This is a genomic window from Pseudomonas sp. 14P5.3.2 (assembly GCF_057799175.1).
The window spans coordinates 41962-68281 of record NZ_JBYOKU010000016.1 but is presented as its reverse complement, the minus strand read 5'-3'; the positions used below and the strand labels follow the sequence as shown (position 1 = coordinate 68281).

25 protein-coding genes are annotated in these 26320 nt (G+C 60.0%); 15 read left to right on the top strand and 10 right to left on the bottom strand.

Annotated features, from left to right (window positions below):
• Window positions 1-109: 109 nt before the first annotated feature.
• Window positions 110-1045 carry a chemotaxis protein CheV gene (locus AC27VU_RS15170; RefSeq protein WP_003226705.1) on the bottom strand — a complete coding sequence of 312 codons (936 nt, stop codon included), beginning with the start codon at window positions 1043-1045 and terminating at the stop codon, window positions 110-112.
• A 454-nt stretch (window positions 1046-1499) separates the two neighbouring features.
• On the opposite strand from AC27VU_RS15170, the gene AC27VU_RS15165 reads away from it, so the two are divergent.
• The 3 genes from AC27VU_RS15165 to AC27VU_RS15155 all read left to right on the top strand — a co-directional run bounded on the left by AC27VU_RS15165 (window position 1500) and on the right by AC27VU_RS15155 (window position 4012).
• Window positions 1500-1970 (top strand): hypothetical protein, encoded by a 471-nt coding sequence (locus AC27VU_RS15165; protein ID WP_103483810.1) that lies wholly within the window; start codon window positions 1500-1502, stop codon window positions 1968-1970.
• Window positions 1971-2462: 492 nt separating this feature from the next.
• Window positions 2463-3356 (top strand): sensor histidine kinase, encoded by an 894-nt coding sequence (locus AC27VU_RS15160; protein WP_103519693.1) that lies wholly within the window; start codon window positions 2463-2465, stop codon window positions 3354-3356.
• Window positions 3353-4012 (top strand): response regulator, encoded by a 660-nt coding sequence (locus tag AC27VU_RS15155; RefSeq protein WP_003226712.1) that lies wholly within the window; start codon window positions 3353-3355, stop codon window positions 4010-4012. The genes AC27VU_RS15160 and AC27VU_RS15155 overlap by 4 nt, the downstream gene beginning before the upstream one ends.
• Here AC27VU_RS15155 and yegS read toward each other — a convergent pair.
• Window positions 3996-4913 (bottom strand): lipid kinase YegS, encoded by a 918-nt coding sequence (gene yegS / locus AC27VU_RS15150; RefSeq protein ID WP_488724355.1) that lies wholly within the window; start codon window positions 4911-4913, stop codon window positions 3996-3998. The genes AC27VU_RS15155 and yegS overlap by 17 nt on opposite strands.
• A 318-nt stretch (window positions 4914-5231) precedes the next feature.
• Between yegS and AC27VU_RS15145 the strand changes: the two genes are divergently transcribed.
• Window positions 5232-5540 carry a hypothetical protein gene (locus tag AC27VU_RS15145; protein WP_177434688.1) on the top strand — a complete coding sequence of 103 codons (309 nt, stop codon included), beginning with the start codon at window positions 5232-5234 and terminating at the stop codon, window positions 5538-5540.
• 58 nt (window positions 5541-5598) lie between these two features.
• On the opposite strand, the gene AC27VU_RS15140 is transcribed toward AC27VU_RS15145, so the two are convergent.
• Window positions 5599-6825: a molybdopterin molybdotransferase MoeA gene (locus tag AC27VU_RS15140; RefSeq protein ID WP_262141932.1), complete on the bottom strand. Its 1227-nt coding sequence runs from the start codon at window positions 6823-6825 to the stop codon at window positions 5599-5601.
• Complete coding sequence (moaB, locus tag AC27VU_RS15135) at window positions 6809-7348, bottom strand: molybdenum cofactor biosynthesis protein B (protein ID WP_488724354.1); 540 nt, start codon at window positions 7346-7348, stop codon at window positions 6809-6811. Before moaB ends, AC27VU_RS15140 begins: the two co-directional genes overlap by 17 nt.
• An 82-nt stretch (window positions 7349-7430) precedes the next feature.
• Between moaB and mobA the strand changes: the two genes are divergently transcribed.
• Together mobA and AC27VU_RS15125 are read left to right on the top strand one after the other, a co-directional pair.
• Entirely contained in the window at window positions 7431-8033 is a 603-nt protein-coding gene (gene mobA / locus AC27VU_RS15130) for a molybdenum cofactor guanylyltransferase MobA (RefSeq protein WP_488724353.1), read from the top strand.
• A 77-nt stretch (window positions 8034-8110) separates the two neighbouring features.
• Window positions 8111-8332 (top strand): YgdI/YgdR family lipoprotein, encoded by a 222-nt coding sequence (locus tag AC27VU_RS15125; protein ID WP_003226722.1) that lies wholly within the window; start codon window positions 8111-8113, stop codon window positions 8330-8332.
• A gap of 77 nt (window positions 8333-8409) precedes the next feature.
• Here the strand turns inward: AC27VU_RS15125 and AC27VU_RS15120 are convergent, their stop codons facing one another.
• From AC27VU_RS15120 to AC27VU_RS15110, 3 genes are all read right to left on the bottom strand, one after another.
• Window positions 8410-9300, bottom strand: coding sequence for a pseudouridine synthase (locus AC27VU_RS15120; protein WP_045122565.1), 891 nt, complete (start codon window positions 9298-9300; stop codon window positions 8410-8412).
• An 80-nt stretch (window positions 9301-9380) separates the two neighbouring features.
• Complete coding sequence (locus AC27VU_RS15115) at window positions 9381-9698, bottom strand: transcriptional regulator (RefSeq protein ID WP_003226726.1); 318 nt, start codon at window positions 9696-9698, stop codon at window positions 9381-9383.
• Window positions 9699-9842: 144 nt separating this feature from the next.
• Window positions 9843-10079, bottom strand: a complete 237-nt coding sequence (locus AC27VU_RS15110; protein WP_103483816.1) for a glutaredoxin family protein — start codon at window positions 10077-10079, stop codon at window positions 9843-9845.
• A 200-nt stretch (window positions 10080-10279) separates the two neighbouring features.
• On the opposite strand from AC27VU_RS15110, the gene AC27VU_RS15105 reads away from it, so the two are divergent.
• The gene (locus AC27VU_RS15105; protein WP_003226730.1) at window positions 10280-11992 is read left to right on the top strand and encodes a cation:proton antiporter; all 1713 of its coding nucleotides are present in this window, start codon (window positions 10280-10282) and stop codon (window positions 11990-11992) included.
• On the opposite strand, the gene AC27VU_RS15100 is transcribed toward AC27VU_RS15105, so the two are convergent.
• Window positions 11989-13197 (bottom strand): ammonium transporter, encoded by a 1209-nt coding sequence (locus AC27VU_RS15100; protein ID WP_488724352.1) that lies wholly within the window; start codon window positions 13195-13197, stop codon window positions 11989-11991. The two genes, AC27VU_RS15105 and AC27VU_RS15100, sit on opposite strands and share 4 nt — an antisense overlap.
• A 305-nt stretch (window positions 13198-13502) precedes the next feature.
• On the opposite strand from AC27VU_RS15100, the gene AC27VU_RS15095 reads away from it, so the two are divergent.
• The 8 genes from AC27VU_RS15095 (at window position 13503) to AC27VU_RS15060 (ending at window position 24854) form a co-directional block, all read left to right on the top strand.
• A complete protein-coding gene (locus tag AC27VU_RS15095; RefSeq protein WP_003226733.1) occupies window positions 13503-13817 on the top strand; it encodes an ElaB/YgaM/YqjD family protein in 315 nt (104 codons plus the stop codon).
• Window positions 13818-13819: 2 nt separating this feature from the next.
• Complete coding sequence (locus tag AC27VU_RS15090) at window positions 13820-14206, top strand: phage holin family protein (RefSeq protein WP_003226735.1); 387 nt, start codon at window positions 13820-13822, stop codon at window positions 14204-14206.
• Window positions 14203-14541: a hypothetical protein gene (locus AC27VU_RS15085; RefSeq protein ID WP_003226737.1), complete on the top strand. Its 339-nt coding sequence runs from the start codon at window positions 14203-14205 to the stop codon at window positions 14539-14541. The genes AC27VU_RS15090 and AC27VU_RS15085 overlap by 4 nt, the downstream gene beginning before the upstream one ends.
• A gap of 123 nt (window positions 14542-14664) precedes the next feature.
• Window positions 14665-15828: an EAL domain-containing protein gene (locus AC27VU_RS15080; RefSeq protein ID WP_488724351.1), complete on the top strand. Its 1164-nt coding sequence runs from the start codon at window positions 14665-14667 to the stop codon at window positions 15826-15828.
• A 76-nt stretch (window positions 15829-15904) separates the two neighbouring features.
• Entirely contained in the window at window positions 15905-17233 is a 1329-nt protein-coding gene (locus AC27VU_RS15075; RefSeq protein ID WP_003226741.1) for a deoxyguanosinetriphosphate triphosphohydrolase, read from the top strand.
• A 347-nt stretch (window positions 17234-17580) separates the two neighbouring features.
• The gene (locus AC27VU_RS15070; RefSeq protein ID WP_003226744.1) at window positions 17581-18207 is read left to right on the top strand and encodes a response regulator transcription factor; all 627 of its coding nucleotides are present in this window, start codon (window positions 17581-17583) and stop codon (window positions 18205-18207) included.
• Window positions 18208-18215: 8 nt separating this feature from the next.
• Complete coding sequence (locus AC27VU_RS15065) at window positions 18216-21860, top strand: transporter substrate-binding domain-containing protein (protein ID WP_488724350.1); 3645 nt, start codon at window positions 18216-18218, stop codon at window positions 21858-21860.
• 48 nt (window positions 21861-21908) lie between these two features.
• Entirely contained in the window at window positions 21909-24854 is a 2946-nt protein-coding gene (locus AC27VU_RS15060; protein WP_488724349.1) for an HD domain-containing phosphohydrolase, read from the top strand.
• Here AC27VU_RS15060 and AC27VU_RS15055 read toward each other — a convergent pair whose 3' ends face one another.
• Both AC27VU_RS15055 and AC27VU_RS15050 read right to left on the bottom strand, forming a co-directional pair.
• Complete coding sequence (locus tag AC27VU_RS15055) at window positions 24855-25337, bottom strand: GAF domain-containing protein (RefSeq protein WP_003226750.1); 483 nt, start codon at window positions 25335-25337, stop codon at window positions 24855-24857.
• Window positions 25334-26224: an ATP-binding protein gene (locus AC27VU_RS15050; RefSeq protein ID WP_003226753.1), complete on the bottom strand. Its 891-nt coding sequence runs from the start codon at window positions 26222-26224 to the stop codon at window positions 25334-25336. The genes AC27VU_RS15055 and AC27VU_RS15050 overlap by 4 nt, the downstream gene beginning before the upstream one ends.
• Window positions 26225-26320: the final 96 nt, after the last annotated feature.

The window sequence follows — 26320 nt, the reverse complement described above, 5'->3', positions numbered from 1 at the left end:
AATGTAGGAGCTGCGGCACGCTGCGATCTTTTGACTTTGACTTTAAAGATCAAAAGATCGCAGCCTCGTTTCACTCGACAGCTCCTACAGGAGCGGTGTGGTGGTGTGATCAGGCTGGCACTTCATCGAGCATCAGGCGCTGACGCACCACATCGACCAATTTGTCCGGCTGGAACTTGGAGAGGAAGTTGTCGCAGCCGACCTTCTTCACCATCGAGTCGTTGAAACTGCCGGACAGCGAGGTGTGCAGCACCACGTACAGGCCGCGCAGGCGCGGGTCGTTGCGGATCTCGGTGGTCAGGCGATAGCCGTCCATTTCCGGCATTTCCGCGTCGGTGAACACCATCAGCAGTTTGTCGGTCATGTTCACCCCGGTATCGGCCCAGGCCTTGAGCATGTTCAGCGCCTTCAGGCCATCGCTGGCGATGTGCATCTTCACCCCGAGCTGGCCAAGGGTGTCGCGCAGTTGCGACAGCGCCACGTTGGAGTCGTCCACCAGCAGCACTTCGCGGCCACGGGCACGTTCCAGCACCGGATCGTCGAGCTTGTCACGCGAGACCTTGGCGTTGTACGGGACGATCTCGGCGAGGACTTTCTCGACGTCAATGATTTCCACCAGTTGATCGTCAACCTTGCTGATCGCGGTCAGGTAATGCTGGCGACCGGCGCTGGTCGGCGGCGGCAGGATGGCTTCCCAGTTCATGTTGACGATGCGATCCACGCCACCGACAAGGAAAGCCTGCACCGAACGGTTGTACTCGGTGACGATGATGGTGCTGTTCGGGCCCGGCACCAGCGGACGCATGCCGATCGCCTGGGACAGGTCGATCACCGGCAGCGTCTGGCCGCGCAGGTTGACCACGCCGCAGACAAACGGGTGGCGCTGCGGCATCAGGGTCAGCTTCGGCAATTGCAGAACTTCCTGAACCTTGAACACGTTGATCGCGAACAATTGGCGTCCGGCCAGTCGAAACATGAGAATTTCCAGGCGATTCTCACCCACCAGTTGCGTGCGTTGGTCTACCGTGTCGAGAATGCCGGCCATCAATGACTCCTGGGCTTGTTCTGATGAATTCACTATTGAGGGGTTATCGGCTGTTTATGGCGATTCTTGATCCCCATAGAAATCAGTATCAAAATGCCATACACAGGCATTGATGTCACATTAACATCATGGTTTACTGGCTCGGTGTTTTCATCTGCTACATTCTCTTCTGGCGCGACCACGGTTGGCGTCACAGGTTCCCGCGTGTAAGGGAATCCCCTAGTAACAATCAGGCCCAACCTGATGTTCGCAATATCCAATAGCCATTAATGTGACGCCATTCTCATTGCATGAACGGAGTCAGGCTATTGTGTGCGATCGCAGGTCAGTGGAACCTTACCCTCTGGAAAACCTCAGCCAGTGCACTTGCACGGTGGGGCGCGATCTCCCGACGATTCATGATCGTCGACACACACGGCATTCCCTCATCAGACATGACGCTGTGGAGATAAGCATGCCAATCGACCGCAAAGACTGGGCACAACGCTTCCCCGAATTTCTCGTCGAAGCTGAAACACTCCTGGCCAAGTCCGAAGAATGCCTGAGCCACCTGCAACTGATCAGCAACGACAAGGACGCCATCGACTGCATGCGCAGCACCCTGCTCAAGCTTGCAAGCCGTGCAGAAGCGTTGGCACTGGAGGCGATTTCCGAGTTTTCCCTGCATATTCACAGCCTGCTCGACCACGCGCCGGAACATATCGACCTGCATGCACAGGCTCTGGATGCGCTCAAAGACTGTTTCACCCTGATGGCCTGGCAAATCGAACTGGTCGATCAGAACACTGGCCAGTTGAGCCTGGACGCCAGCGAACAGACCTCCCTGATCGAAGCCTTCGCGTTCCAGGTAGGTCAAGGTGAATTTCAGCCGTCACTTGCGACTCAACCGTTGTCACTCATGTCTTATTCGGAACGGCAGGCCTGATTCAGTGCTGAAATTGCACGAATCCAGATAGCTGATCCGCACCGCTGAATGTCGCAATTGAATAGTTCATACCTGCCAGCGACAAACCGAATTAAATAATCACACCTGACACCAGCGGAAATTTTCCTGCGGCCTCAGGGTTTGCCTGTGTCCGTGTAACGATCAACTTCGAGCAACATCGATATCTATCGAACACAATAAAGCGACTTTTCCATTATGGAACTCACGTCCAACATGGCCTCTTTCATGACTCAATGGACATATATGGCAAACGCGACCAACGGTATCTTAAGTGGTATTATGCCGGCCATTAGTTGCTTTCAATTTAATGGCACAGTGATTCAGTGACAGGCATCCATCGAAGTTTGCGGTCAAAATGTCGTTCACTGACCCCGGTTAAAATCAATAACATAATTGACAGCATTTTCAGACAGAGATCCGCCCGCCACCGGCCGGTCTACCCGCAGCGAACATCTATTGGCTCCATCCGTTATGTACGCCAGCCTCAAGTCAATCACCACATGGCCACCCTCCCGGGAAAATGCACGCCGGTTCACTCTCATATTGTGTGTCAGCGCAGCCGTTGGCAGCTTGCTGACCTACGGTTTTTCGGCGCCACTCTCGCTCGGTCTGCTGCTGTTGAACATCGCCGCCACCGCTTGTGTCTGGGTGCAATATCGGCTGTCACGCAAATCGATCAAGTTCCAGCCTCAGGAGCTCGCCGACCGCTTGCTGGAAGTCCAGGAAAACGAACGGCACCGGCTCAGCCGCGAACTGCACGACGATATCGGTCAGTTGCTGACGGCGGCCAAGCTGCAAAGCGAATGGCTGAAAAGACGTCTGCCGCAAGACCTGCAAGAGCAATGCTCGACACTCTGCGACACCCTTGAGGAAACCCTGAACAAGGTGCGCGACGTGTCGGCTATCCTCAATCCGCGCCAACTGACCAGCCTCGGGCTGGAGGCCAGTCTGCGTGCGCACTTGCTCAAGACTCTGGCCAACACGCCGGTGCACTGGAGCCTCGATTGCCAGCAGCGGCTCAACGGGATTCCCGAAGAAATGGCAGTCGCCGCCTTTCGCATTGCCCAGGAAGCGGTCACCAACATTCTGCGTCACGCGCAGGCCAGCAACCTGTTGATCCGCGTGCAACGACTGCCGCAAGGCCTGACGCTGTTGATCAGCGACGATGGCCAAGGGTTTGCGCCTGCTGCGGATCCGGGGCGGGAAGGACAGCGCGGCATGGCCGGGATGGCCGAAAGGATCGAACAGTTGGGCGGCACGCTGAACGTCATCAGCGAGCCGGGCAAAGGCACTCAAATCGAAGCACTATTCCCCTGGGCGCCCCGTGCACTCGAGCGGGCCAGTACGAATAAGGTTATGCGTTGACTTGTAACTTACTTCTGGTGGATGACCACTCGCTGATCAGGGCCGGCGTGCGTGCTCTGGTGCTCGACATTCCCGGTTATGCAGTCGTTGGCGAAGCCAGCGATGGCTCGCAGCTGCTCGAAATGGTCGAGCAACTGGTACCCGATATCGTGTTGCTGGATATCTCGATGAAGGAAACCGGAGGCCTGGAAGCCCTGCAACGGCTCAAGCGCGTGCGGCCACAAAGCAAGGTACTGATCCTGTCGATGCATACCGATCCGGCGCTGATCATGCAGGCACTGGAATCCGGGGCGCACGGTTATCTGCTCAAGGACACGACGGCCACCGAGCTTGAACATGCCCTCGAAGCCCTGCGCAACAACGAACGCTACCTGAGCCCGGCGATCGCCCACACCGTGATCAACCAGGCGCTGACCCGCACGCAGAAAAACCAGCCGGAAGTGGCCGACTCGCACAACCTGACGGCACGGCAGCTGGAGATCCTGCGGTTGATCGTGCGCGGCAAATCCACCCGGGAAATCGCCAACGGTCTGGGCCTGAGCATCAAGACTGTCGAAACCCATCGTTCGCAGATCATGAAACGCCTGCAGATCTACGACGTGGCGGGCCTGGTACTGTTCGCGGTACGCGAGCAGATCATCAGCCTGGACGACTGATCGAGCGGTTACCGCCCAACAGCGGCGAATGCTCGGGCAAGTGCACCCGCAATGCTCCCGGACGGGCCTCGAAGCGCAGGCTTTCGCCTGTCAGCGGCTCGCCGTCAAGATTGATGCTCAAGCCCTCGGCAACCTTGATTTCGACCCAGGGCAAGCGGGCGCGCACAAACATGTTATCGAGGCCGAAACCATCGCTGAGCAGATTCTTCAGCGTGCCCACCAACTCCTGTGGCGCGGGCAGAATGCTGATGTCCAACAGGCCATCATCCGCCAGCGCCTGCGGGCACAATACGTGTCCACCACCCGCCTGACGACCGTTGCCGATGCCCAGCGCGAGCAGCTCGCCACGCCAGTGAAAGTCCGGCCCCTGCAGTTCGCCATAGGCCGCGTGCAACTCACTGAAGCGCGATAAACCGGTGAACAGATAGGCGGCCCCGCCCAACACTTTTTTCAGATCCTCGGACGTATTGGCCGTCACCTGGCTACCGAAACCGCCGGTCGCCATGTTGAGGAAAATCTGCCCGCCAACTTCGCCCAGATCAATATCACGCGGCGGTACATCGAGAAGCTCAAGTGCCTCGGCCGGCTCCAGCGGGATCCCCGCCGCGCGGGAAAAATCGTTGGCCGTCCCGAGCGGCAACAGCACCAGACTGGCCTTGTGCGCATGCGCCGCCAGGGCTTCAGCGATATCCCGCAACGTACCATCACCACCCCCGGCTATGATCTGCCGATAGCCGCCTGCCAGCGCCTCCTCCACCAGACGCTGAGCGTCACCGGCCTCCCAGGTCAGACGCACTGCCAGCTCCCAGCCCTGCTCGCGCTTTGCTTCGACGGCGGCGCGCACCGCCTCATTGAGTGCCTGCTTGCCATGCAAAATCAACAGCGCCCTGCGCTCACTCATAACGGTCACTCCCCACGGTTGAATCGGTATGAAACATCTTGACCTCTGGCACCCGCAAAAAAGCCATGGCAATCCCATTTAATTCAAACGATTGCCTGTTGCAGTCCTACACAGCGGTATTTTTTCTTACGATATGTGAGGAATCGGCTCAATTGACCAGACTCGATCATTGATTCACCGTGTGCAGGTGGTATCAATCTTCGATTTAACAACACAAGGACGTGCAGGTAATGAGTGGATACACCCTCGGTGCTGGTGACAGTTGGAATGACGGGAAGGCCAGCGCGCTTACATTTGAAACAGCCGATGGACATTTCCATGTCCAGCCATGAAGCCAAAATTCCAACTAGTCCGATTGTCCCTCTCGGTGAAAGTCGCACCAGTCACAAATCCGATTTCAAAAAAAACGCCAGAACCGCTGGAGAAGTTGATATGGAACCGCGCGTGACCGAACTGGAAACCCACCTCAAATACATTCGTCGCGATATGGACGAAGTCCGCGGGGATGTAAAGACCATCAAGCACCGTCTCGCCTATTCGGCGGGTGCTACGGCGGTGGTCTTGGGACTGTTGGGATGGGTTGCCAACAGCCGGTTCGATCAGTTGGTCACACTGATGAGCCATTGACGGAAGAAATGCAGGCATCGACGCGGTATCGGTCGAGCCTGCAGTCACCAGGCGCGGATCAGCCGAGCAGGTCGCTCAATGGAATGAACCCAACCTCATCGCCTTCTGCCAGCGTACGGCCTTCCAGCACTTCTACCAGGCCATCCGCCCAGGCTGCACTGCGCAGCACACCGGAACTTTGATTGCGGTAAATGACTGCCCGCCCCTGTTCGAGTCGACCGCGCAAGTATTCGCGCCGATTGCCGGCCACTGGCCAGACGAAGCCTGCCGGCACCGTAAACTTCAGAGGTTCTGAATCCTGCACGCCCTGACGCCTCAGCAAATAGGGCCGCGCGAGCAGAGCAAAGGTCACCAGAGTCGAAGCAGGGTTACCCGGCAGGCCGATGACCGGCACCTTGCGAAAATGGCCGAAGGTCAGCGGTTTGCCCGGTTTGATTGCCAGTTTCCACAGCGCCAGCTCGCCCTCTTCCCTCAACGCGATGCCAAGAAAATCCGCTTCGCCCACCGAAACGCCGCCGGTCGACAGAATCAGGTCGACATCCCGCAAGTCGCCCAAACGCGCCCGCGTAGTGGCCAGATCGTCCGGAAGAATGCCGGCATCAATCACTTCACAACCCAGGCGCTGCAACCAACTGCACAACACCACCCGATTACTGTTGTAAATCTGTCCCGGCCCCAACGGCTGACCCGGCTCGACCAGTTCATCGCCGGTGGACAGCACCGCGACTCGCACCTTGCGTACTACATTCAGGCCGGCACACCCCAGCGACGCCGCCAGACCTTGCTCGATCGGTCCCAGTCGGGTACCTGCCGCCAGGATCAACTCACCGACAGTGGTTTCCTGCCCCTGCGGGCGAATGTTCTGACCGACACTCATGGTTTCGATGAAGCGCACGCTGCCGTCGGTCAGAACCTCGGCGTTCTCCTGCATTTCCACGCAATCGGCCCCGGCTGGCACTGGCGCACCGGTGAAGATCCGCGCGCAGGTACCGGGCTTCAATGGCTCAGGCGCCTGCCCGGCGAACACTTTCTGGCTGACCGGCAGCGGTTCGCCGGTCCAGTCCGCCAGATTCAGGGCATAACCGTCCATGGCGCTGTTTGGCCAGGGCGGCAGATCCAGAGTCGAAATCAGGTCGTCACCCAGCACCCGCCCCTCTACTTCAGCCAACGGCAGAAACTCGCGCTCGACAATCGGCGAAGCGTCAGCCATTTCCAGCAGGCGGGCCAGCGCTTCCTCGACAGGCATCAGACTGCCAGTCTTGCCCGGCTTACCCACGGGATTCACAAGGCGCTGCCTGTTTCAGGTGAGGTACGAAATTGCATGGGCGATGCCGAGAGTCCAGCTGTTCGGCGAGAATCCCGTCCCAACCGGTGCGCACCGCATTGGTTGAACCTGGCAGGCAGCACACCAGCGTGCCATTGGCCAGACCGGCCAGAGCTCGCGACTGCACGGTTGACGTACCGATATCAGCCACCGAGATCTGGCGGAACAGTTCACCGAATCCGTCAACCTGCTTGTCGAGCAGACAAGCTACGGCTTCAGGCGTGCTGTCACGCCCGGTAAAACCGGTGCCGCCGGTAATCAACACAACCTGCACCACGTCCTCGGCAATCCAGTGGGCAACTTGCGCGCGGATCTTGTACAGATCATCTTTGAGCAGGACCCGCTCGGCCAGACGGTGGCCGGCAGCGGTCAGACGGTCGACGAAAACCTGGCCTGATGTGTCGGTTTCCAGGGTTCGGGTGTCGCTGACAGTCAGCACCGAAATGTTCAGCGGTGCAAAAGGTACATCGGCCTTGGCTTTCATTAGGCTCGTCCAGTTGTAGGAGAAACAGCCCGGTGTTATATCACAGCGCCCGAATTTTTCGCCGCCCTGCTGGAGAGCTGCCATGACCTCGAATACGCCATTGCCCCCTTGTTCCATTTTGCTCCTGGCAGGCGGACGCGGCCAGCGCATGGGCGGCCAGGACAAAGGGCTGATCGAGTGGCAGGGTGAGCCGCTGATTGCGCACCTGCAGCGCAAGGTGCGGCCGCTGACTGACGATCTGATCATCTCCTGCAATCGCAATCGTGAGCGTTATGCCGCGTACGCCGATCAATTGGTCAGCGATGAAGAGGGCGATTTTCCCGGTCCTCTGGCCGGTATCCTTGCCGGACTCAAAGCCGCCCGCCTGCCGCACCTGCTGGTGCTGCCCTGCGATGTGCCGCGAATCGACGCAGCACTGCTGCAGGACATGCGTGAAACCGCCGGCCGGTTTCCTGACAAACCTTTAATGCTGCGTCACGATGACCATTGGGAACCGCTGCTGTGTGTGATTCCAGTCGCGCTGCTGCCCGTGTTCGAAACCGCCTGGAATACCGGCGAGCGCAGCCCTGGCCGGGTCATGCGCAACCTCGGCGCGACGGCCCTGCAATGCCCCGACAATGACCCGCGACTGGCCAACCTGAACACCCCCGAACTGTTAAATGCGCATAACACTGTGTCAGACTGACAGCACTCAAGGAACTCTCACGCCTTGTACACGTCTCAAGCTCAGTAACCAAAGTATTCCCATTCGGAGACACACCCATGACTCAACGGACCCTCGCCACTTTCATGCTCGCACTGGGCCTGGCAACTCTCGCTGGTTGCTCGTCGCCAACAGTGATCACCTTGAATGACGGTCGCGAAATCCAGGCCGTCGACACCCCGAAATACGATGAAGATTCGGGCTTCTACGAGTTCAAACAACTCGACGGCAAAGAGACCCGCATCAACAAGGATCAGGTTCGTACCGTTAAAGAGCTGTAAGCTTTACGTCGACACCGGATACAGAAAAGCCCGCATTAATGCGGGCTTTTTCATGGGCGCGGGGAAAGTGAATGGCGTCACCACTGCAGGGTGATCTGGCTTTCGAACTCGCGTTCTTCGCCGGTCACCGGGTCGACAAACCGCAGCCCCTGTGCCAACAGCTTCAACGGATTGGCATAGTCATCCTCAACGTCTTTCAACACATCCGGGTAGAACGGATCATTACAGATACTCGCCCCTAGCGCGGTCATATGCACCCTTAGCTGATGCTTCTTGCCCGTCACCGGGTACAGGCCGTAGCGCCACAGATCACCATTCTTTTCCCGGACTTCCACCGCCGTTTCAGTATTGGCGACACCTGGGCCTTCCTGCATGCGGAAGAACGGTTCGCCGTCGATCAGGCGACTTTTGTGCACCAGGGGAAATTCCAGTTCCGGCAGCGCACGGGCGATCGCTTCATAACGTTTATCGATCTGCCGGGTCGGGAACAACGACTGATAAGCCGAGCGGGTTTGCGGGTTGGCGGAAAAGATCACCAGCCCCGCCGTGTGCCGGTCAATGCGGTGCAGTGGCACCAGATGCGGATTATCGAGGCGACGGATCAGACGGCGCAGCAACGTCTGCTCGACGTATTCACCGGCGGGTGTCACCGGCAGAAAATGCGGTTTGTCCGCCACCACCAGATGCTCGTCCGCATACAGGATCGACTCGAGCACCGGAATCGGTTTTTCATCCGGCACTTCGCGGAAGTAGTGAATGCGCAGGCCTTCCTTGTACGGCAGATCCACCGCAATCGGCTGCCCCTGACCATCCAGCACCCGGCCCCGGGCGATTCTGTCCAGCCATTGCTCCCGGCTGATCGCACTGAAATGCTCACACAGGCAATCCAGCACGGTAAGCCACGCACCCGGAGGCAGGTAAAGGGTGCTGGCCTGATTCTGAGCAGCGGAAAATGTTGGTGTGGACATACGGAAATTCGAACCCTCAATGCAGGCCGGCATTATCCAACACTGAGCGCAACGAACCTAGCGCAGAATCTGCGGCCCGCTCAGGCCGGAATCGACTTGAGCGCCGCGGCTTCGGTGAACTCCTTGAGCCAGCGCAGCACATCGACCGCCTCCCAGCGCCCCGGGTCATACAAGGCGTACAGCAAGCCCTGATAACCGACCACATCCAGCTGCTTGTGATAACCGGCACGCTGGAACAGCGCCTCGATCTCGGCAAAACAGGTGTTGAAATGCAGTTTGTTGAAAGGCGTCTTGCCCTCCGTGACCAGCCCGTCCAGGCGCAACTCGAGGACCGCCTCGCGCACCACGTCAACCGACATCCGGTTCACGCTGTTCTTCAACTGTTCGACATTGACCACGGTTCGTCCCTCTGACTGCCGGATTCACCTGCTCAAGTCATCAAAAGCAGCAGGTCTTTCCAATTACTGTATGAACATACAGTAACCGAATAAACCCTAGAGTGCCAAGGACTGCCTGTGCAGGAGTGACCAGCGGAATGAGGATCAACGCAGGAAAGCAACCACTTGATCGGCGTCGAAAGGCCAGTCCAACTCGGCCCCGGTATCAATTCGGCGCAGTACCGGAATTCTTAGCCCATAAGCCTCAACCAACGGCTCACTTTCAGCGATGTCCACCAGCTCCACCAACAGCCCATGCTCGACAAGCGGCATCAACTCGGCCTCTGCCAACTCACACAAATGGCATCCCAAGGTGCCGAACAACTGACATTCAGGAGGCATGATCGCTCAACCGGAAAAGTGAGCGTTCATTCTAGGCCTGCCTCGAAAACCCGTCGAGCGACTGCTGCCCGAAGACCCGAACACGGCGGGAAACACGCAAACCCTGACGCAAATCAGTCCACGGAAAAGCCAATCAGGCGATGCTCCCGGGCTTTTTGCCTCTACGCTTGAGAAGCCTGAGCCTGACATCGGAGTGTCTTGTGTTTGCCAACCTGTTGATCATCCTCGCCTCATCACTGGTGATGATTGCCCTGTTCCGCCGCCTGCGCTTGCCGCCGGTGCTGGGCTATCTCTGCGTGGGCCTGATGGTGGGACCGACCGCGTTCAACTGGGTCAACGAGAGCGAACACCTGCCGGACGTGGCCGAGTTGGGCGTGGTGTTCCTGCTGTTCTCACTGGGCCTGGAGTTTTCCCTGTCGAAAATGATCGCGCTGCGCCAGGTAGTGTTTCGCCTGGGCAGTCAGCAGGTATTGCTCAGCACCGGGGTGCTCGGGCTGGTGCTGATCCTGCTGGGCATGCCGCTGGCCCCGGCAATGTTGCTCGGCGCCGGGCTGTCGTTGTCGTCGACGGCGATTGTCACCAAGGAGTTGAGCAGCCTGGGCGAAGTGTTCAGCAGCCACGGGCAGAACGCAGTCGGGGTCTTGCTGTTTCAGGACGTGGTCGCGGTGTTGTTGCTGACCCTGGTGCCAGTGTTCGCCGGGAGCAGCGCGCAAGCCTGGTATTGGGCCTTGCCGCTGACGCTGGTGAAGACCGTGGTGCTGTTTTTCGGTCTGTTGCTGGCCAGCCGCTGGCTGCTGCCACGGCTGTTCCATGAAGTGGCCGCGTCGCGCTCGGCGGAATTGTTCGTGCTGCTGGCGCTGGTGATTGTGCTGCTGACCGCATGGCTGACGCACCTGCTGGGCCTGTCCCCTGCCCTTGGCGCATTTCTGGCCGGGATGCTGCTCGGCGAGAGCCACTATCGCCATCAGATCGAGGCCGACATCCGGCCGTTTCGCGACATCCTGCTCGGGGTGTTTTTCGTCAGCATCGGCATGCTGATCGACCTGCAACTGTTCATCAGTCACAGCGTGCTGATTCTCGGCCTGACCCTCGGCCTGATGCTGATCAAAGGCACGGTCGTCGCACTCCTGATCAAGTGGCGCGGCAGCGATCATGAAACCGCCTGGCGCAGCGGCCTGGCCCTGGCGCAGGGCGGGGAATTCTGCTTCGCCTTGATGGCGCAGATGCAACAGAACCAACTGCTCCCTGCCGAGTTGGGCGCCCTGCTGCTCGCGGCCACCTTCTGCTCGATGCTGCTGACACCGTTGCTGTTGCGCGCCGCGCCGAAAATCGCCGCGCGCCTGCACCGCAAGCCGAACCAGGAGGCGCAAATCGAGGAAATCAGCGCCCTCAATGCCGGTCTGGATCAACACGTGGTGATCTGTGGCTACGGCCGAGTCGGCCAGTCCATCGGCCGCTTCATGCGCAATGCCAATCAGCCTTATATCGCGTTGGACAACGATCCGGTGCGCGTGCAGGAAGCCGCGTCCGGCGAAAGCGAGGTGCATTACGGCGACTCGTCACGCGGCGACCTGCTGACCGCGGTCGGACTGTTGCGCGCCCGGCTGCTGGTGATCGCCGTGGATCAGAGCGATGTCAGCCTGCGGATTCTCAAGGAAGCGCGCCGGCTCAATGCACAGATCCCGATTCTGGTGCGCACCCGCGACGACAGCCAATGGGCTGAACTCAAAGCGGCCGGCGCCACCGAAGTGGTGCCGGAACTGTTGGAATCGAGCCTGATGCTCGCCTCCCACGCCTTGATCATGCTCGGCCTGCCGGCGCATCAGGTGCAGGAGCAGATCGATCAAGTGCGCATCGATCGCTATCGCCTGTTGCACGGGTTTTATCCCGGCGCCGAAGACAAGGAAGCCTAGTCCTGACTCACCGCGCCGATCTTGTGCAGCGACAGGTCGGCGCCGTAATACTCTTGCTCCTGACTCAAGCGCAGGCCGTGCAAGGCCTTGATCACACCGTAGACGACGAAGCCGCCGAGCAACGCCACCAACACACCCAGCGCGGTGCCGATCACCTGGCTGATCAGGCTGACGCCGCCGAGACCACCCAGCGCAGTCTGGCCGAAGATGCCGCAGGCGATCCCGCCCCACACCCCGCACAAACCGTGCAACGGCCAGACACCGAGCACATCGTCGATGCGCCATTTGACTTGTGCGGCGGTAAAGCACCAGACAAACAGCGCACCGGCAATCGCGCCGGTGACCAAGGCACCCACCGGATGCATCAGGTCGGAACCGGCGCAGATCGCTACCAGTCCGGCCAACGGGCCGTTGTGCAGGAAGCCCGGGTCATTACGCCCGACAATCAACGCCGCCACCGTGCCGCCGACCATGGCCATCAACGAGTTGACTGCAACCAGACCGCTGACGCCTTGCAACGTCTGTGCGCTCATCACGTTGAAGCCGAACCAGCCGACAATCAGAATCCACGAACCCAGCGCCAGAAACGGAATGCTTGAGGGTGCGAACGCCACCAGACGCCCGTCACGATAACGCCCGTTGCGCGGCCCGAGCAGCAACACCGCCGCCAGCGCCAGCCAGCCACCCATGGCGTGCACCACTACCGATCCGGCGAAATCATGGAACGCCGCGCCAAAGCGCGCGGTCAGCCAGGCCTGCAGACCAAAGTTGCCGTTCCAGATCATGCCCTCGAAAAACGGGTAGATGAACGCCACGATCAGCGCCGTTGCACACAGTTGCGGAGCGAATCGCGCGCGCTCGGCAATCCCGCCGGAGATGATCGCCGGGATCGCCGCGGCGAAGGTCAGCAGGAAGAAAAACTTCACCAGACCGTAACCGTGATCGGCACTCAGCACCGCCGCCGGTTGCATGAAGGTCACCCCGTAGGAGATCCAATAGCCTATAAAGAAATAGGCCAGGGTCGAGACCGCAAAGTCACTGAGAATTTTCGACAGCGCGTTGACCTGGTTTTTCTGGCGAACCGTGCCGACTTCAAGAAAGGCGAAACCGGCATGCATCGCCAGCACCATCACCGCACCGATCAGAATGAACAACGTGTTGGAACTGTGAACCAGTGTGTCCACAGCGCTTTGCAGATTTTCCATAAAGAGGCAGACCTGAAGGCTAAAAAGGCACCAAAGCGGTTCGTGCGGACAATTCATGCACCAAGTTGCGACCGGTCGGTCTGCGCAGCGACGCTGCGATGAACCGCTTTGGCGCACAAGGTGGATGTCCTGACACGAACCAGGATTATTTGAGTTAAGGTTTTGCTGCATGCACGCCCGGCAACAGCGCACGGCGGCGGCAGGACGCACCACGACATAGCAAAAGCTGTACCAGTCATTTGTACTGAACCTTCGCGCAAGGCTCATACTCGAACGCTTCAGACGTCACTTACGGAGATCCACCCATGGCCAGCATCAAGGCAAAGACTGCTCAAGAAATCCTGATGAACGACTTCCAGACTCTGGTGGCCGATACCGAACGGTTGCTCGAACACACCGCGTCCCTCGCGGGTGATCAGGCCGATGAGCTGCGTGATCAGATCCACGACAGCCTGTTGCGCGCCCGGGAAACCCTGAAGCTGACCGAAGACACCCTGCGCGATCGCGGTCAGGCGGCGGTCACCGCCACCGAAGACTACGTTTCCGCCAATCCTTGGCAGTCGGTGGGCATCGCCGCCGGGGTGGGCTTCCTGATTGGCCTGCTGGCCACTCGGCGCTGATCATGTCGATCGGCGAATCCGGCCTGGGGTCGGGCACCACCTCCTCCACGCGGCGCCTGGGCGCCGCCGTTCTCGGCTTGCTGCACAGCCATGTCGAACTGTTCGGCATCGAGCTGCAGGAACAGAAAGCACGCACCGTCAGCCTGTTGCTGTTCGCAGGGCTGGCGCTGGTGTTTGCGCTGCTGTTGCTGATCGGCCTGTCTGCCTTGGTGTTGATCCTGCTCTGGGACACTTATCGCCTGGCCGGGATCATCGGCCTGTGCGTGTTCTACGTCCTGGCGGCGGGGTTCTGTGGATTGCGTCTGAAGGCAGCGGTCTTCGATGAATCCTCGCCCTTCCACGGCACCCTGGAAGAATTGGCCAACGATCGGGAGCGCCTGTTGCCATGAGCCTGCCTGAACTGCCACACAACAGCTCGCGCCGGGAAATGCGCAAGGCGCTGATTCGCCTGCGCATGGAAATGCATCGTCAGGAAATCCGCCACGAAGCCGGGCAAGTGTTGCAACCCTTGCAGCGCATGCGGGGGATGAAGCAAAACCTGCAAGACGGCTTCGGCATCAAGCATGCGCCGCTATGGGGCGTGGCCGCCGTCACCCTGCTGGGTTTCATCACCGGCAAAGGCGCGAAAAGCGGTGGCGTCGGCGGGTTGACCCGGCTGATCCGTCTGGGCACCAGCCTCGGGCCGCTGATCAGACTGGTGATGCAGAGTTCGGGCAAACGCTGAACCGACGTATCTGGCTGCATTCTTGCAATATCCGGGATTGAACCTCCTCACCCCGAGGTTCAATCCCGCACGCCTATCCGGCCGGCAGGGTTTACCTCGAACAAGAACGACTAAGGAGGCCCCGTGATCGACGGGCAACCGCTCGCCTGCTTTCAACCTTTCATCGATACCGCCACCGGACGAATTGCAGGCGTCGAAGCTCTCGGTCGACTGCGCCAGCCCGACGGCCAATTGGCCTCGGTCGGGCCCTTGTTCGCCGACCCGCGCACACCTGCCATCGCCCTGCGCCGCCTCGACCGCCAGATCCGTGACCACGCCCTGAGCCGACTGCATGAAGCCCCTGCCGAATGGTTTCTGAGCCTGAACATGTCGCCGCGCTGGATCAGTCGCCTGCGCGCGGATCAGCCCCTGCCCAGTCTCAAGCAAATGCTGCGACACGGCGTCGATCCGCAACGCATCGTGTTCGAGATCACTGAACTGGGCGGCAACAGTCAGCGTCTGACCGACGTGGTCGGCCGTTATCGTGAGGCCGGCGCGCGGATTGCCATTGATGATTTCGGTGCCGGTTACTCGCAGCTCGATCGGGTGCTGGCGTTGCAGCCGGACATTCTCAAACTCGACATGCGCCTGTTCCAGGCGGCGGCGCTGGGCGGGCCGAGCAGCGAGGTGGTCAAGGCCCTGGCGCAAATGGCTGAGAAAACCGGCTGCTGGATCATTGCCGAAGGCGTGGAGACCGAAGCGCAACTGAATTTCGCCCTGGAATGCGGATCACGTTACGTTCAGGGTTTCCTGTTCGCCCGGGCGCAGGAAGCCTTCTATCCGACTGATGCCTTCGTGCAGCGCTTCGCCGAACTGCGTCAGCGTTACGTGCGGCAGAAACTGGCTGAACGCGGACGCCTGATGCAGATGCGCCAGCAACTCGGCGAACTGATGTCGATCCTCCAAAGCTGGGCTCAGGCCCATGCGCCGCTCAGTGCGCTGCCGCAACTCGAAGCCTTCCCGTGGTTGCTGCGGTTCTACCAATGCGACCGGCATGGCACCCAACTCACGCCCAACCTTGAATGGCGGCATAACCGTTGGGTCGCCGACAACCGCTACCTGGGGCACAACTGGTCATGGCGTCCGTACTTCTATCATTTGCTCGCCGAAGGCTGGGAGGAGCGGCGCCTGACCCTGTCCAGCACCTACCGCGATGCCACCAGCAACCAGTATTGCCTGACCGCCGGCCAGTTCTTCGACAACGGCGAACGCCTGCTGCTGATCGACATTGATGCAGCCGGCTTGTAGTTCCGCTTGCAGGGGCGTGGCCGAACCGGGAAGCTAGGGCATTGATCATTCCAGTCACCGACGGAGAGAACCAGCCTTGGATTGGCAGACCCTGCTTAACCGCGAACGCCTTGGAAAGCCGCTGCACAGCCCGCAAGAGCTGGGCCGCAGCCCGTTCCACAAAGACCACGATCGCATCATTTTCTCCGGCGCCTTCCGCCGCCTGGGACGCAAGACCCAAGTGCACCCGGTATCGAGTAACGACCACATCCACACCCGTCTGACCCACTCGCTGGAAGTCAGCTGCGTCGGCCGTTCGCTGGGCATGCGCGTCGGTGAAACCTTGCGCAGCGCCCTGCCCGACTGGTGCGACCCAAGCGACCTGGGCATGGTCGTGCAATCGGCCTGCCTGGCGCATGACATCGGCAATCCACCGTTCGGTCATTCCGGGGAAGACGCGATTCGCCACTGGTTCCAGCAGGCGGCCGGGCGCGGCTGGCTCGACGGCATGAGCGAAGCCGAGCGCGGTGACTTCCTCAATTTCGAAGGCAACGCGCAAGGCTTTCGCGTGCTGACTCAACTTGAGTATCACCAGTTCGACGGTGGCACCCGACTCACCTACGCCACCCTCGGCACCTATCTGAAGTATCCGTGGACGGCCCGTCACGCCGACTCGCTTGGCTACAAGAAACACAAGTTCGGCTGCTACCAGAGTGAATTGCCGCTGCTGGAGCAGATCGCCCACAAACTCGGCCTGCCGCAACTGGAAGACCAGCGCTGGGCGCGGCACCCGTTGGTGTACCTGATGGAGGCGGCCGACGACATCTGCTATGCGTTGATCGACCTCGAAGACGGTCTGGAAATGGAGCTGCTGGAATACGCGGAGGTTGAATCGTTGCTGCTCGGTCTGGTGGGAGACGATCTGCCGGAAACCTATCGCCAGCTCGGCCCGCAGGATTCGCGCCGACGCAAACTGGCGATCCTGCGCGGCAAGGCCATCGAGCACCTGACCAATGCTGCCGCCCGGGCATTCGTCGAGCAACAGGACGCGCTGCTGGCCGGCACGCTGCACGGCGACCTGGTGGAACACATGCACGGCCCGGCCAAACGCTGCGTGCTCAACGCCAAGGACATCGCTCGCAAGAAAATCTTCCAGGACAAGCGCAAGACGCTGCATGAAATCGGCGCCTACACCACGCTGGAAATCCTCCTCAACGCGTTCTGCGGCGCAGCGCTGGAGCAACATGGCGGACGCACGCCGTCGTTCAAGAGCCGACGCATCCTTGATCTGCTGGGCAACAATGCACCCGACCCCCACGGGCCGCTGCACACCTCGTTCCTGCGCATGATCGACTTTATCGCCGGGATGACCGACAGCTACGCCAGCGACATGGCGCTGGAAATGACCGGGCGCTCCAGCCACTGACGGAGCATCTTCCTCAACCGGGTCAGCGCGACTGCCCGGTTGAGTGCCTGATCCATTAAAGCGGCTTTGCGGTATTCGATGACCGCGCAGACCAAACGTAATCCGTTTAACTTCAAAACAACACAGACAAACGCTGTTTCTTCAATACTCTACAAGCAACTTAAAATATTCAGATAAACAAATACTCTAAACACCTCCTTACGCGACATTGAGTTTGGTCGTAGTCAATTTCCCTTTAGTGTGTAGGACTTATCCTATATTGCTGCTAGAGCCATGTGAGTTCATGCGGCCGCTCATTTATCTGAGCTAAGGTGCGCGCTTTATTCGCGCACGTATGGGATTTGATTATGAACTCCGTTTTTATTGTCGATGATCACCCCGTCATCCGACTTGCCGTTCGAATGCTGCTCGAGCATGAAGGTTATAGGGTCGTCGGCGAAACCGATAATGGGGTCGATGCCATGCAGATGGTTCGCGAATGCATGCCCGACCTGATCATCCTCGATATCAGCATCCCCAAGCTCGACGGCCTGGAAGTCCTCGCCCGTTTCAACGCCATGGGCACTCCGCTCAAGACCCTGGTACTGACGGCGCAATGCCCGACACTGTTCGGTATTCGCTGCATGCAGTCCGGCGCGTCCGGTTATGTGTGCAAGGAAGAAGACTTGAGTGAACTGGTCAGCGCCATAAAAGCGGTACTTTCCGGTTACAACTATTTCCCAAGTCAGGCATTGAATCCGGTACGCAGTGACGATGTACGTTACGCCGAACTGGAATTATTCAAAGCCGTGAATGACCGCGAACTCATGGTCCTGCAGTTATTTGCACAGGGGCGTACCAACAAGGAAATTGCCAAAGGCATGTTTCTCAGTAACAAAACCGTCAGCACTTACAAAAAACGCTTGATGCAGAAACTGAAAGCCAGATCCCTGGTGGAACTTATCGAGATGGCCAAACGCAACGCGCTAGTGTGAGAGCCTGAATGCCCAGTCGTTTGAAGATCTATCTCGTCATATTGTGTGCGAGCCTGTGCCTGACTCATCAGGCCTATGCCGACCTCGTCACAGCGCAAGATTATGTGCTGCGCAGCCGTTCGAGCCACGAAGCGCTGTCCATTTCTCTGCAGCCCGCGCAACGGCAATGGTTACAGACTCGCAGCGAACTGAGACTGGGCACCTCCGCACCGGATTATCCGCCGTTCGACATGACCGCCAGCGGCCGCGATTACGAAGGTTTTACCGCCGACTACGCCGGCCTCCTCGCACAGGCTGTCGGTTTACCAATCCGGGTCAAGCGCTTTGCCTCGAGGGAAGCCGCCTTGCGCGCACTGATAGCCGGGCAGGTGGATATGCTCGGTACGGCCAACGGTTTCGAGGCCAGTAATCCAGACATTCTGCTTTCAATCCCCTATGCCATCGATCAGCCGGTACTGGTCACCCGTGAAGACGAGACCCGTACGCTTACCGAGGGCCTGGCCGGTCTGCGCCTGAGCATGGTCTATCACTATCTGCCGCAGGAGGAAGTCAAGGCGCTGTACCCCAAAGCCATCCTGACGTCCTACCCTTCCTATCAAAACGCAATCAATGCGGTGGCTTTCGATCAGGCCGACGTGTTTCTGGGCGATACCATCTCCACCCACTACATGATCAACAAGGGCTATCTGAACAACATTCGCATGGCCAATTTCGGCAAACAGGAAGCCCACGGTTTCAGCTTCGCCGTGCATACCGACAATCCGCAACTGCTCGCGATCATCAACACCGCGCTCCAGGCCATACCGGCCAGTGAACGCGACCGCATCGCCAAGCGCTGGAGCGCTGGCAGCGACATCCTGCTGACCGACCAGAAGCTGCAATTGACCCACCATGAAGAGCAGTGGCTCAAACAGCATCCGGTGCTGCGCGTCGTCGTCAACGAGGCGTTCGCGCCGCTGACGTTCTTCGACAGCGACGGCAATCTGCGTGGTATCACCGCAGACCTGCTCGAACTGCTGCGCCTGCGCACCGGCATGCGCTTCGAACTGGTCCGCAGCCGCAGCGACGGCGACATGGTCGAGCAGATCAATCAGCACCGGGCCGATCTGATCGCGGCGTTGCTACCCAGCCCGCAACGAGAAAAGACCCTGCAATTCAGCCGTCCCTACCTGGAAAACTCGTTCGTCCTGCTCACCCGCAAAGCCACCGACAGCCCGACCCATCCGACGCAGCTCAAGGACAAATACCTGGCGATTGCCCAGGGCAGTCCCATGGCCGATTACCTGCGACGCGAGTTCCCCAATATCCACCTGACCGAAACCTCCGACACCTTTGGCGCCGCGACCTTGCTCGCCGAAGGCAAGGCCGATGGCGCCGTCGCTTCGCTGGTGATCGCCAACTATCTGATTTCGTCGCGGATCTTCGAGCATCAGTTGCAGATCACCACCACCCTCGGCACCCGTCAGGCCGCCTTTTCGCTGGCCACGGCCCGCGACAACAGCGAACTGGGGTCGATCCTCGACAAGGCGCTGCTGAGCATCAGCCCCGAAGAACTGGGGGTGATCAATAGCCGCTGGCGCGGTTTTTCCAATGCGGCGCAAAGCAACTGGCATCACTACCAGCGCCTGTTTTACCAACTGATCGGCGCAGCCTGCCTGCTGCTGTTGCTGTCACTGCTGTGGAATGCCTACATGCGGCGCCAGATCAAGCAACGCCAGGCCGCCGAGCGGGCACTCAACGATCAGTTCGAATTCATGCGCTCACTGGTCAACGGCACGCCTCACCCGATCTATGTGCGCGACCGCCGGGGGCTGCTGCAAAGCTGCAACGACAGCTACCTCGAAGCCTTCAACGCCAAACGCGAAGACGTGATCGGCAAAAGCGTCATGCAAGGCACCCTGAGCAATGCCTTCGAAGCCCAGGCCTTCGAGGCGGATTACCAGCGGGTCGTGGCCGAAGGGACACCGATGGTACTCGACCGACCGCTGCACATCGGTGGCCGGCGTCTGACGATCTACCACTGGATCCTGCCGTACCGCGATTCCAGCGGCGATGTACAAGGGATCATCGGTGGCTGGATCGACATCAGTGAACGCCGGCAACTGTTCGATGAACTGCGTACGGCCAAAGAACAAGCGGACAACGCCAACCGTGCGAAAAGTACCTTTCTGGCCACCATGAGCCACGAAATCCGTACGCCGATGAATGCCATCATCGGCATGCTCGAATTGACGCTCGAACGCATGACCGATCAGGCTCCGGATCGCTCGTCCATCGAAACCGCCTATTGCTCGGCCAAGGACCTGTTGGGCCTGATCGGCGACATCCTTGATATCGCACGGATCGAGTCCGGGCACCTGAGCCTGAGTCCCGAGCGGGTCAATCTGGTGGAAACCGTTTCTTCAGTGGTGAGGATCTTCGACGGTCTGGCCCGGCAGAAAAACCTCGCCCTGCCCCTGACCCTCACTCCCCCGGGCCTCAATGTCGACGTGCAGCTTGATCCGTTGCGCTTCAAGCAGATCCTGTCGAACCTGATCAGCAATGCCATCAAATTCACCGAGTCCGGGCAGGTCCGGGTCAATCTGGACGTGGTGCCCGATGGCGCGGGCCAGTGTTCGCTGATTCAATTGACGATCCAGGACACCGGGGTCGGCATCAGCATCGAAGATCAACAGCGCCTGTTCAAACCGTTCGCCCAGGCTGACAGTGGCCAACAGCCCGCGCGCAGCGGCGCGGGTCTGGGGTTGGTGATCAGTCGCAACCTCTGTGAAATGATGGGCGGTCAGCTGCAATTGAGCAGTCAGCCCGGGATCGGCACTCAGGTCTGCCTGTCGCTGCCGCTGCAAACGCTGCCGTGCAAGGTCGCCGCGACGAAAACCGCGCCACCGATCCACGCCGCGGGTACGCCGCTGAACATCCTCGTGGTCGACGACCATCCCGCCAATCGTCTGCTGATGTGCCAGCAACTGGAGTTCCTCGGGCACCGCTTCAGCCTTGCCGAAGAGGGGCGAAGCGGATTCGAGAAGTGGCAGCGCGGCGCATTCGATCTGGTCATCGCTGACTGCAATATGCCAGTGATGAACGGCTACGAACTGACCGAGGCCATCCGCCAGCACGAACAAAGCACCGGGCGTGCTCCTTGTACCGTGCTGGGCTTCACAGCCAATGCGCAACCCGAGGAAGTGCAGCGCTGCAAACAGGCCGGCATGAATGACTGCCTGTTCAAACCCCTGAGCCTCAGTGCGCTGAGCCAGTGGGTCAACGGTCTGCAACCGGCTACCCCTGAACCTGCGTTCAATCTCGAGGGTTTGAATCAATTGACGGGCGGCAATCCGCTTCAGGCCCAACGCCTGCTCACGCAATTGCTCAAGAGCAGCCGCCTCGATCGCGAGGAGCTGCTGGCCCTGGCGCCGCACAATGATCGCGAGGCATTGGCGGCGGTGGCGCACAAGATCAAGGGCGCCGCCCGAATCGCCCAGGCTTCGCGTCTGATCGTGCGCTGCGATGCCCTGGAACAGGCCTGCCTGCAGACCACGTCTGTGGCGGCCATCGTGCGCTGCATCGAGGCCACCGACGCGGCGATGGTCGAACTGGAGCAGGCGCTGCAGCAACAATTGGAACCGTTCGCAGAAAGCACAATGACCGAGCCTTAACTATGCTTGGGCGCTGAGCAGTGTGTTTACTTCAATGGAGAGTCAGCAATGCCCAGCCCACTGCGCCCGGATCAACGCCGGTTCCCGTTGCACGTGCACATCAGCGTCATGTTCACGTTTCTGCTGTTGCTGACCGGCGTGGTGCTGGGGCTGTTCAATTATCGCCAGACCACCCGGATCATCCTGTCGAGCAGCGAAAACCTGTTCAATCGCATCGAACAGGACGTGCGCCTGGACCTGCATTCAACGTATGAACCGATCCGTCACCTGCTGAGCCTGCTGGCCGACAACCAGGCGGCCGGGGCCTCGAACCTGCAACAGCGTCTGGCGCTGCTCAAGCCGTTCAGTCAATCACTCAAGGACAACACCGATCTCGCTTCGCTGTATCTGGGCTACGGCAACGGCGACTTCTTCATGGTCCGGCCGTTGCGCACCAGCGCCCTGAAAACCCTGCTCAAGGCACCGCCGGACGCGGCCTATCAGGTCTGGAGCATCGAGCACGACGCCAGCGGCATCGCGTCGTCGCAGTCACTGTTCTTCGACCAGGCGCTGATGCCTGTCGGGCGCCAGGACAATCCCGACGACCGCTACGATCCGCGCACCCGCAACTGGTACACCAACGCCCTGCAGCAGGGCGATCAGATCACCACCGAACCCTATGTGTTTTTCTCCACGCACAACGTGGGCACCACCCTGGCCCGACGCAGCGGCGCAACCAGTGTGATCGGTGCCGACCTGACCCTGGAAGCACTCTCGGCCACCTTGCTCAAACACGTGGTCACCCCGTCTACCGAAATCGTGTTGTTCGATGCCGATGGCAATGCCGTGGCCTATCCGGACAGCCGCCGGCTGATTGTCGACGACAGCAGCGCACGCCTGGCCAAGGCTGCCGACCTGAGCCCGAATCTGTACGCGTTGCTGTCCACCACGCATCCGGGCAAACGGCTCGACGTCGATGGACGCCGCTGGATCGTCGCCCGCAGCAATCTGCAAGAGGGCGGCCCGAGAGGTCTGCAGATGGCCCTGCTGGTGCCGGAGGACGAGTTGCTGGCCGACGCCTACCGTATGCGCTGGCAAGGGGCACTGATCACCCTCGCGACCTTGCTGCTGTGCCTGCCGCTGGGTTGGCTGACCTCGCGGATTCTGGTCAAGCCGTTGCATGCGCTGGTCAAGGAAGCTGATGCGATTCGCAGCTTCGATTTCAACTTTCCGGTTACCCGTCGCTCGCCGGTTCTGGAGGTTGATCAGTTGAGCCTGTCGATGGCCCGCATGAAGGAAACACTCGCCAGTTTCTTCCGCATCACCGACAGCCTGTGCGCCGAAACCCGCTTTGCCCCATTGCTGCAACGGGTGCTGTTCGAAACGGTGCAGATCGCCCAAGCGCAAGCCGGGTTGATCTATCTGCGCGAAAACGATGGCAACCGAATGGAGCCTTACGGACTGGTAATTGATGGCGTCTCGCAGGAACCCGGCGAGTTCGCTGTGCTGGGCCGGGATCTTCTGGCCGATCAAGGGCCGACGTGGTTCCAGCAACTGATCATCGCTGACAACGTGGTCAGCAGCCTTGGCTTTGAACAGGCCGGGGACTTGCAGAAAGTCTTGTTGGCCATGCAGTCGCCGCGCATCCACCTGATCGGTATCCGCCTGCGCAACCGCCACAACGAAACCATCGGCCTGCTGCTTCTGCTGATCAACGACAGCGGCAGCGCTCAGGACCTGGAAAAACTGCGCCCGGACCGCATCGCCTTCCTGCAAGCAGTCTCCGGCGCGGCGGCGGTGAGTATCGAAAGCCAGCGCCTGCAAGCGAAGCAGAAGCAGTTGCTCGATGCGTTCATCCAGTTGCTGGCCGGCGCTATCGACGCCAAGAGCCCGTACACCGGTGGCCACTGCCAGCGCGTGCCGGAACTGACCCTGATGCTCGCGCAGGCCGCGGCCGCCAGTCAGGCGCCGGCGTTCCAGAGCTATCAGCCGAGCGAAGACGAATGGGAAGCCCTGCACATCGCGGCCTGGCTGCACGATTGCGGCAAGGTCACGACGCCGGAATATGTCGTCGACAAGGCCACCAAACTGGAAACCCTCAACGATCGCATCCACGAAATCCGCACGCGTTTCGAGGTGCTCAAGCGCGATACCTGGATCAGTTACTGGCAGGCACTGGCGCTGGGCGGCAACGAGGCGCAACTGAGCGACCTGCGTGACGCCACGTTGGCTGAACTGGACGACGACTTTGCCTTTGTTGCCCGTTGCAATCTGGGCGGCGAGGCCATGGCGCCAGCCGACCTGCAGCGTCTTGAGCGCATCGCCGAGCGCCGCTGGACACGCACCCTCGATGATCGACTGGGGGTGTCATGGGAGGAAAACCGCCGTCAGGCGCAAACGCCGGTTGCGAATCTGCCGGTCAGCGAGGCACTGCTGGCGGACAAACCCGAACACCTGATCAAGCGCGCCGACAGCGAACTGATTCCGGAAGACAACCCGTGGGGGTTCAAACTGGATGTGCCGCGCTACAAATACAATCGCGGCGAACTCTACAACCTGAGCATTGCCCGGGGCACGCTGACCCGTGAGGAGCGCTACATCATCAATCACCACATGGTGCAGACGATCCTGATGCTCAGCCACCTGCCCTTCCCCGGACACCTGGACAGCGTGGCGGAAATTGCCGGTGGTCATCACGAAAAAATGGACGGCAGCGGCTACCCCAAACGCCTGAAGCGCGACGACATGAGCCTGCCGGCGAGGATGATGGCGATTGCCGATATTTTCGAGGCGCTGACAGCGGCGGATCGGCCGTACAAGAAAGCCAAATCCTTGAGCGAAGCCCTGGGGATCATGGCCACCATGTCCCGCGAGGCGCACATCGACTCCGAGTTGTTTGCGCTGTTCATCAATGACGGGGTGTACATGCAGTACGCCGCGCGGTTTCTCGATCCGCGACAGATCGATGCGGTGGACTCGGCCAGCCTGCTGCGCAAGGCTGGCCTGAGCGCCTGATCAGCAGTCGGTCAGACGCAGGAAGATCGCCGCCAGTTGCTCGATACCGGCCTGATCGTCCGCGCCGAAACGCGCGAGTTTCGGGCTGTCGAGATCGAGTACGCCAATCAACCGACCGTCCTTGACCAGTGGCACCACCAGTTCGCTGTTGGAGGCGCTGTCGCAAGCGATATGACCGGGGAACGCATGCACGTCTTCAACGCGCTGGGTCTGCCGACTGGCCGCTGCCGCGCCACACACGCCGCGCCCGAACGGAATGCGTACGCAGGCGATCTGGCCCTGGAACGGACCCAGCACCAGTTCTTCGTTGCGATTGAGGTAGAAACCGGCCCAGTTCAAATCATCGAGCTGGTTGAACAGGAACGCCGAAAACTGCGCGGCGTTGGCGATGAAATCGCGCTCGTCCGCCAGCAGCGATTCCAGTTGTGCGGCCAACAGGCCATAGCCTTCGAGCCCCTGGCCGCTTTGTTGCAAATCAATCATGCCTTGTGCTCCAGCAATTTCAGTCCCACCCAGTAACGGGCGAATTGGTACGCGCAACGTCCGTTGCGATTGCCGCGCCCGGTTGCCCAGCGCACGGCGAGGATGTCCAGCTCTTCATCGCGCTGCCAGCTCAAGCCAGCCTTGGCGGCCAACTGGCCGATCCAGTGCTCGACGACGTTGAGGAAGTGTTCCTGGGTAAACGGATAAAACGATAGCCACAGGCCGAAACGGTCTGAGAGCGCGATCTTGTCTTCCACCGCCTCACTCGGATGCAGCTCGCCGTCAACGCGTTTCCAGTTTTCGTTGTCGCTTTCCTTTTCCGGCACCAGATGGCGACGGTTGGATGTGGCGTACAGCAAGACGTTGTCCGGTGCCTGCTCGAGCGAGCCGTCGAGCACGCTTTTCAGCACGCGGTAGTCGCCTTCACCGGATTCGAATGACAGATCATCGCAAAACAGCACGAAGCGCTGCGGCAGTTTGGCGATCTGCTCGACCACGCGCGGCAGGTCGGCCAGATGGTCACGCTCGATCTCGATCAAACGCAGACCGGCACTCGCGTGTTCGGCCAGCAGCGCACGCACCAGCGACGATTTACCGGTGCCGCGCGAGCCCCAGAGCAGCGCGTGGTTGGCCGGCATGCCGTCGAGAAACTGTTGCGTGTTGCGCCCCAGTTGCTCCAACTGACGGTCAACGCCGATCAGGTCGGACAGGCGCATGTCGAGGCTGACTTCCAGCGGCAGCAAATACCCGCTGCGCCCGTCACGCTGCCAGCGCGCCGCGAGGCATGTTTCCCAGTCGATCACCGGGCGCGGCGCCGGCAACAAGGGTTCGATCCGCGCCAGAACCGACTCGGCGCGTTCAAGAAAAGCATTTAATCGGGAATCCACGTCTTCTCCTCGGGCACGTTCAAAGCAATGATGGTGCTTCAGCGACGACAATCAGATCAACAACCCCCGCTCAGGCCTTGTTACAAGGCGATTCGG

Coding starts and splice junctions, on each gene's coding strand:
- AC27VU_RS15170 (WP_003226705.1), bottom strand. CDS start 1,045: ATGGCCGGCATTCTCGACACGGTAGACCAACGCACGCAACTGGTGGGT.
- AC27VU_RS15165 (WP_103483810.1), top strand. CDS start 1,500: ATGCCAATCGACCGCAAAGACTGGGCACAACGCTTCCCCGAATTTCTC.
- AC27VU_RS15160 (WP_103519693.1), top strand. CDS start 2,463: ATGTACGCCAGCCTCAAGTCAATCACCACATGGCCACCCTCCCGGGAA.
- yegS (WP_488724355.1), bottom strand. CDS start 4,913: ATGAGTGAGCGCAGGGCGCTGTTGATTTTGCATGGCAAGCAGGCACTC.
- AC27VU_RS15145 (WP_177434688.1), top strand. CDS start 5,232: ATGTCCAGCCATGAAGCCAAAATTCCAACTAGTCCGATTGTCCCTCTC.
- moaB (WP_488724354.1), bottom strand. CDS start 7,348: ATGAAAGCCAAGGCCGATGTACCTTTTGCACCGCTGAACATTTCGGTG.
- mobA (WP_488724353.1), top strand. CDS start 7,431: ATGACCTCGAATACGCCATTGCCCCCTTGTTCCATTTTGCTCCTGGCA.
- AC27VU_RS15125 (WP_003226722.1), top strand. CDS start 8,111: ATGACTCAACGGACCCTCGCCACTTTCATGCTCGCACTGGGCCTGGCA.
- AC27VU_RS15120 (WP_045122565.1), bottom strand. CDS start 9,300: ATGTCCACACCAACATTTTCCGCTGCTCAGAATCAGGCCAGCACCCTT.
- AC27VU_RS15110 (WP_103483816.1), bottom strand. CDS start 10,079: ATGCCTCCTGAATGTCAGTTGTTCGGCACCTTGGGATGCCATTTGTGT.
- AC27VU_RS15100 (WP_488724352.1), bottom strand. CDS start 13,197: ATGGAAAATCTGCAAAGCGCTGTGGACACACTGGTTCACAGTTCCAAC.
- AC27VU_RS15095 (WP_003226733.1), top strand. CDS start 13,503: ATGGCCAGCATCAAGGCAAAGACTGCTCAAGAAATCCTGATGAACGAC.
- AC27VU_RS15090 (WP_003226735.1), top strand. CDS start 13,820: ATGTCGATCGGCGAATCCGGCCTGGGGTCGGGCACCACCTCCTCCACG.
- AC27VU_RS15085 (WP_003226737.1), top strand. CDS start 14,203: ATGAGCCTGCCTGAACTGCCACACAACAGCTCGCGCCGGGAAATGCGC.
- AC27VU_RS15070 (WP_003226744.1), top strand. CDS start 17,581: ATGAACTCCGTTTTTATTGTCGATGATCACCCCGTCATCCGACTTGCC.
- AC27VU_RS15065 (WP_488724350.1), top strand. CDS start 18,216: ATGCCCAGTCGTTTGAAGATCTATCTCGTCATATTGTGTGCGAGCCTG.
- AC27VU_RS15060 (WP_488724349.1), top strand. CDS start 21,909: ATGCCCAGCCCACTGCGCCCGGATCAACGCCGGTTCCCGTTGCACGTG.
- AC27VU_RS15055 (WP_003226750.1), bottom strand. CDS start 25,337: ATGATTGATTTGCAACAAAGCGGCCAGGGGCTCGAAGGCTATGGCCTG.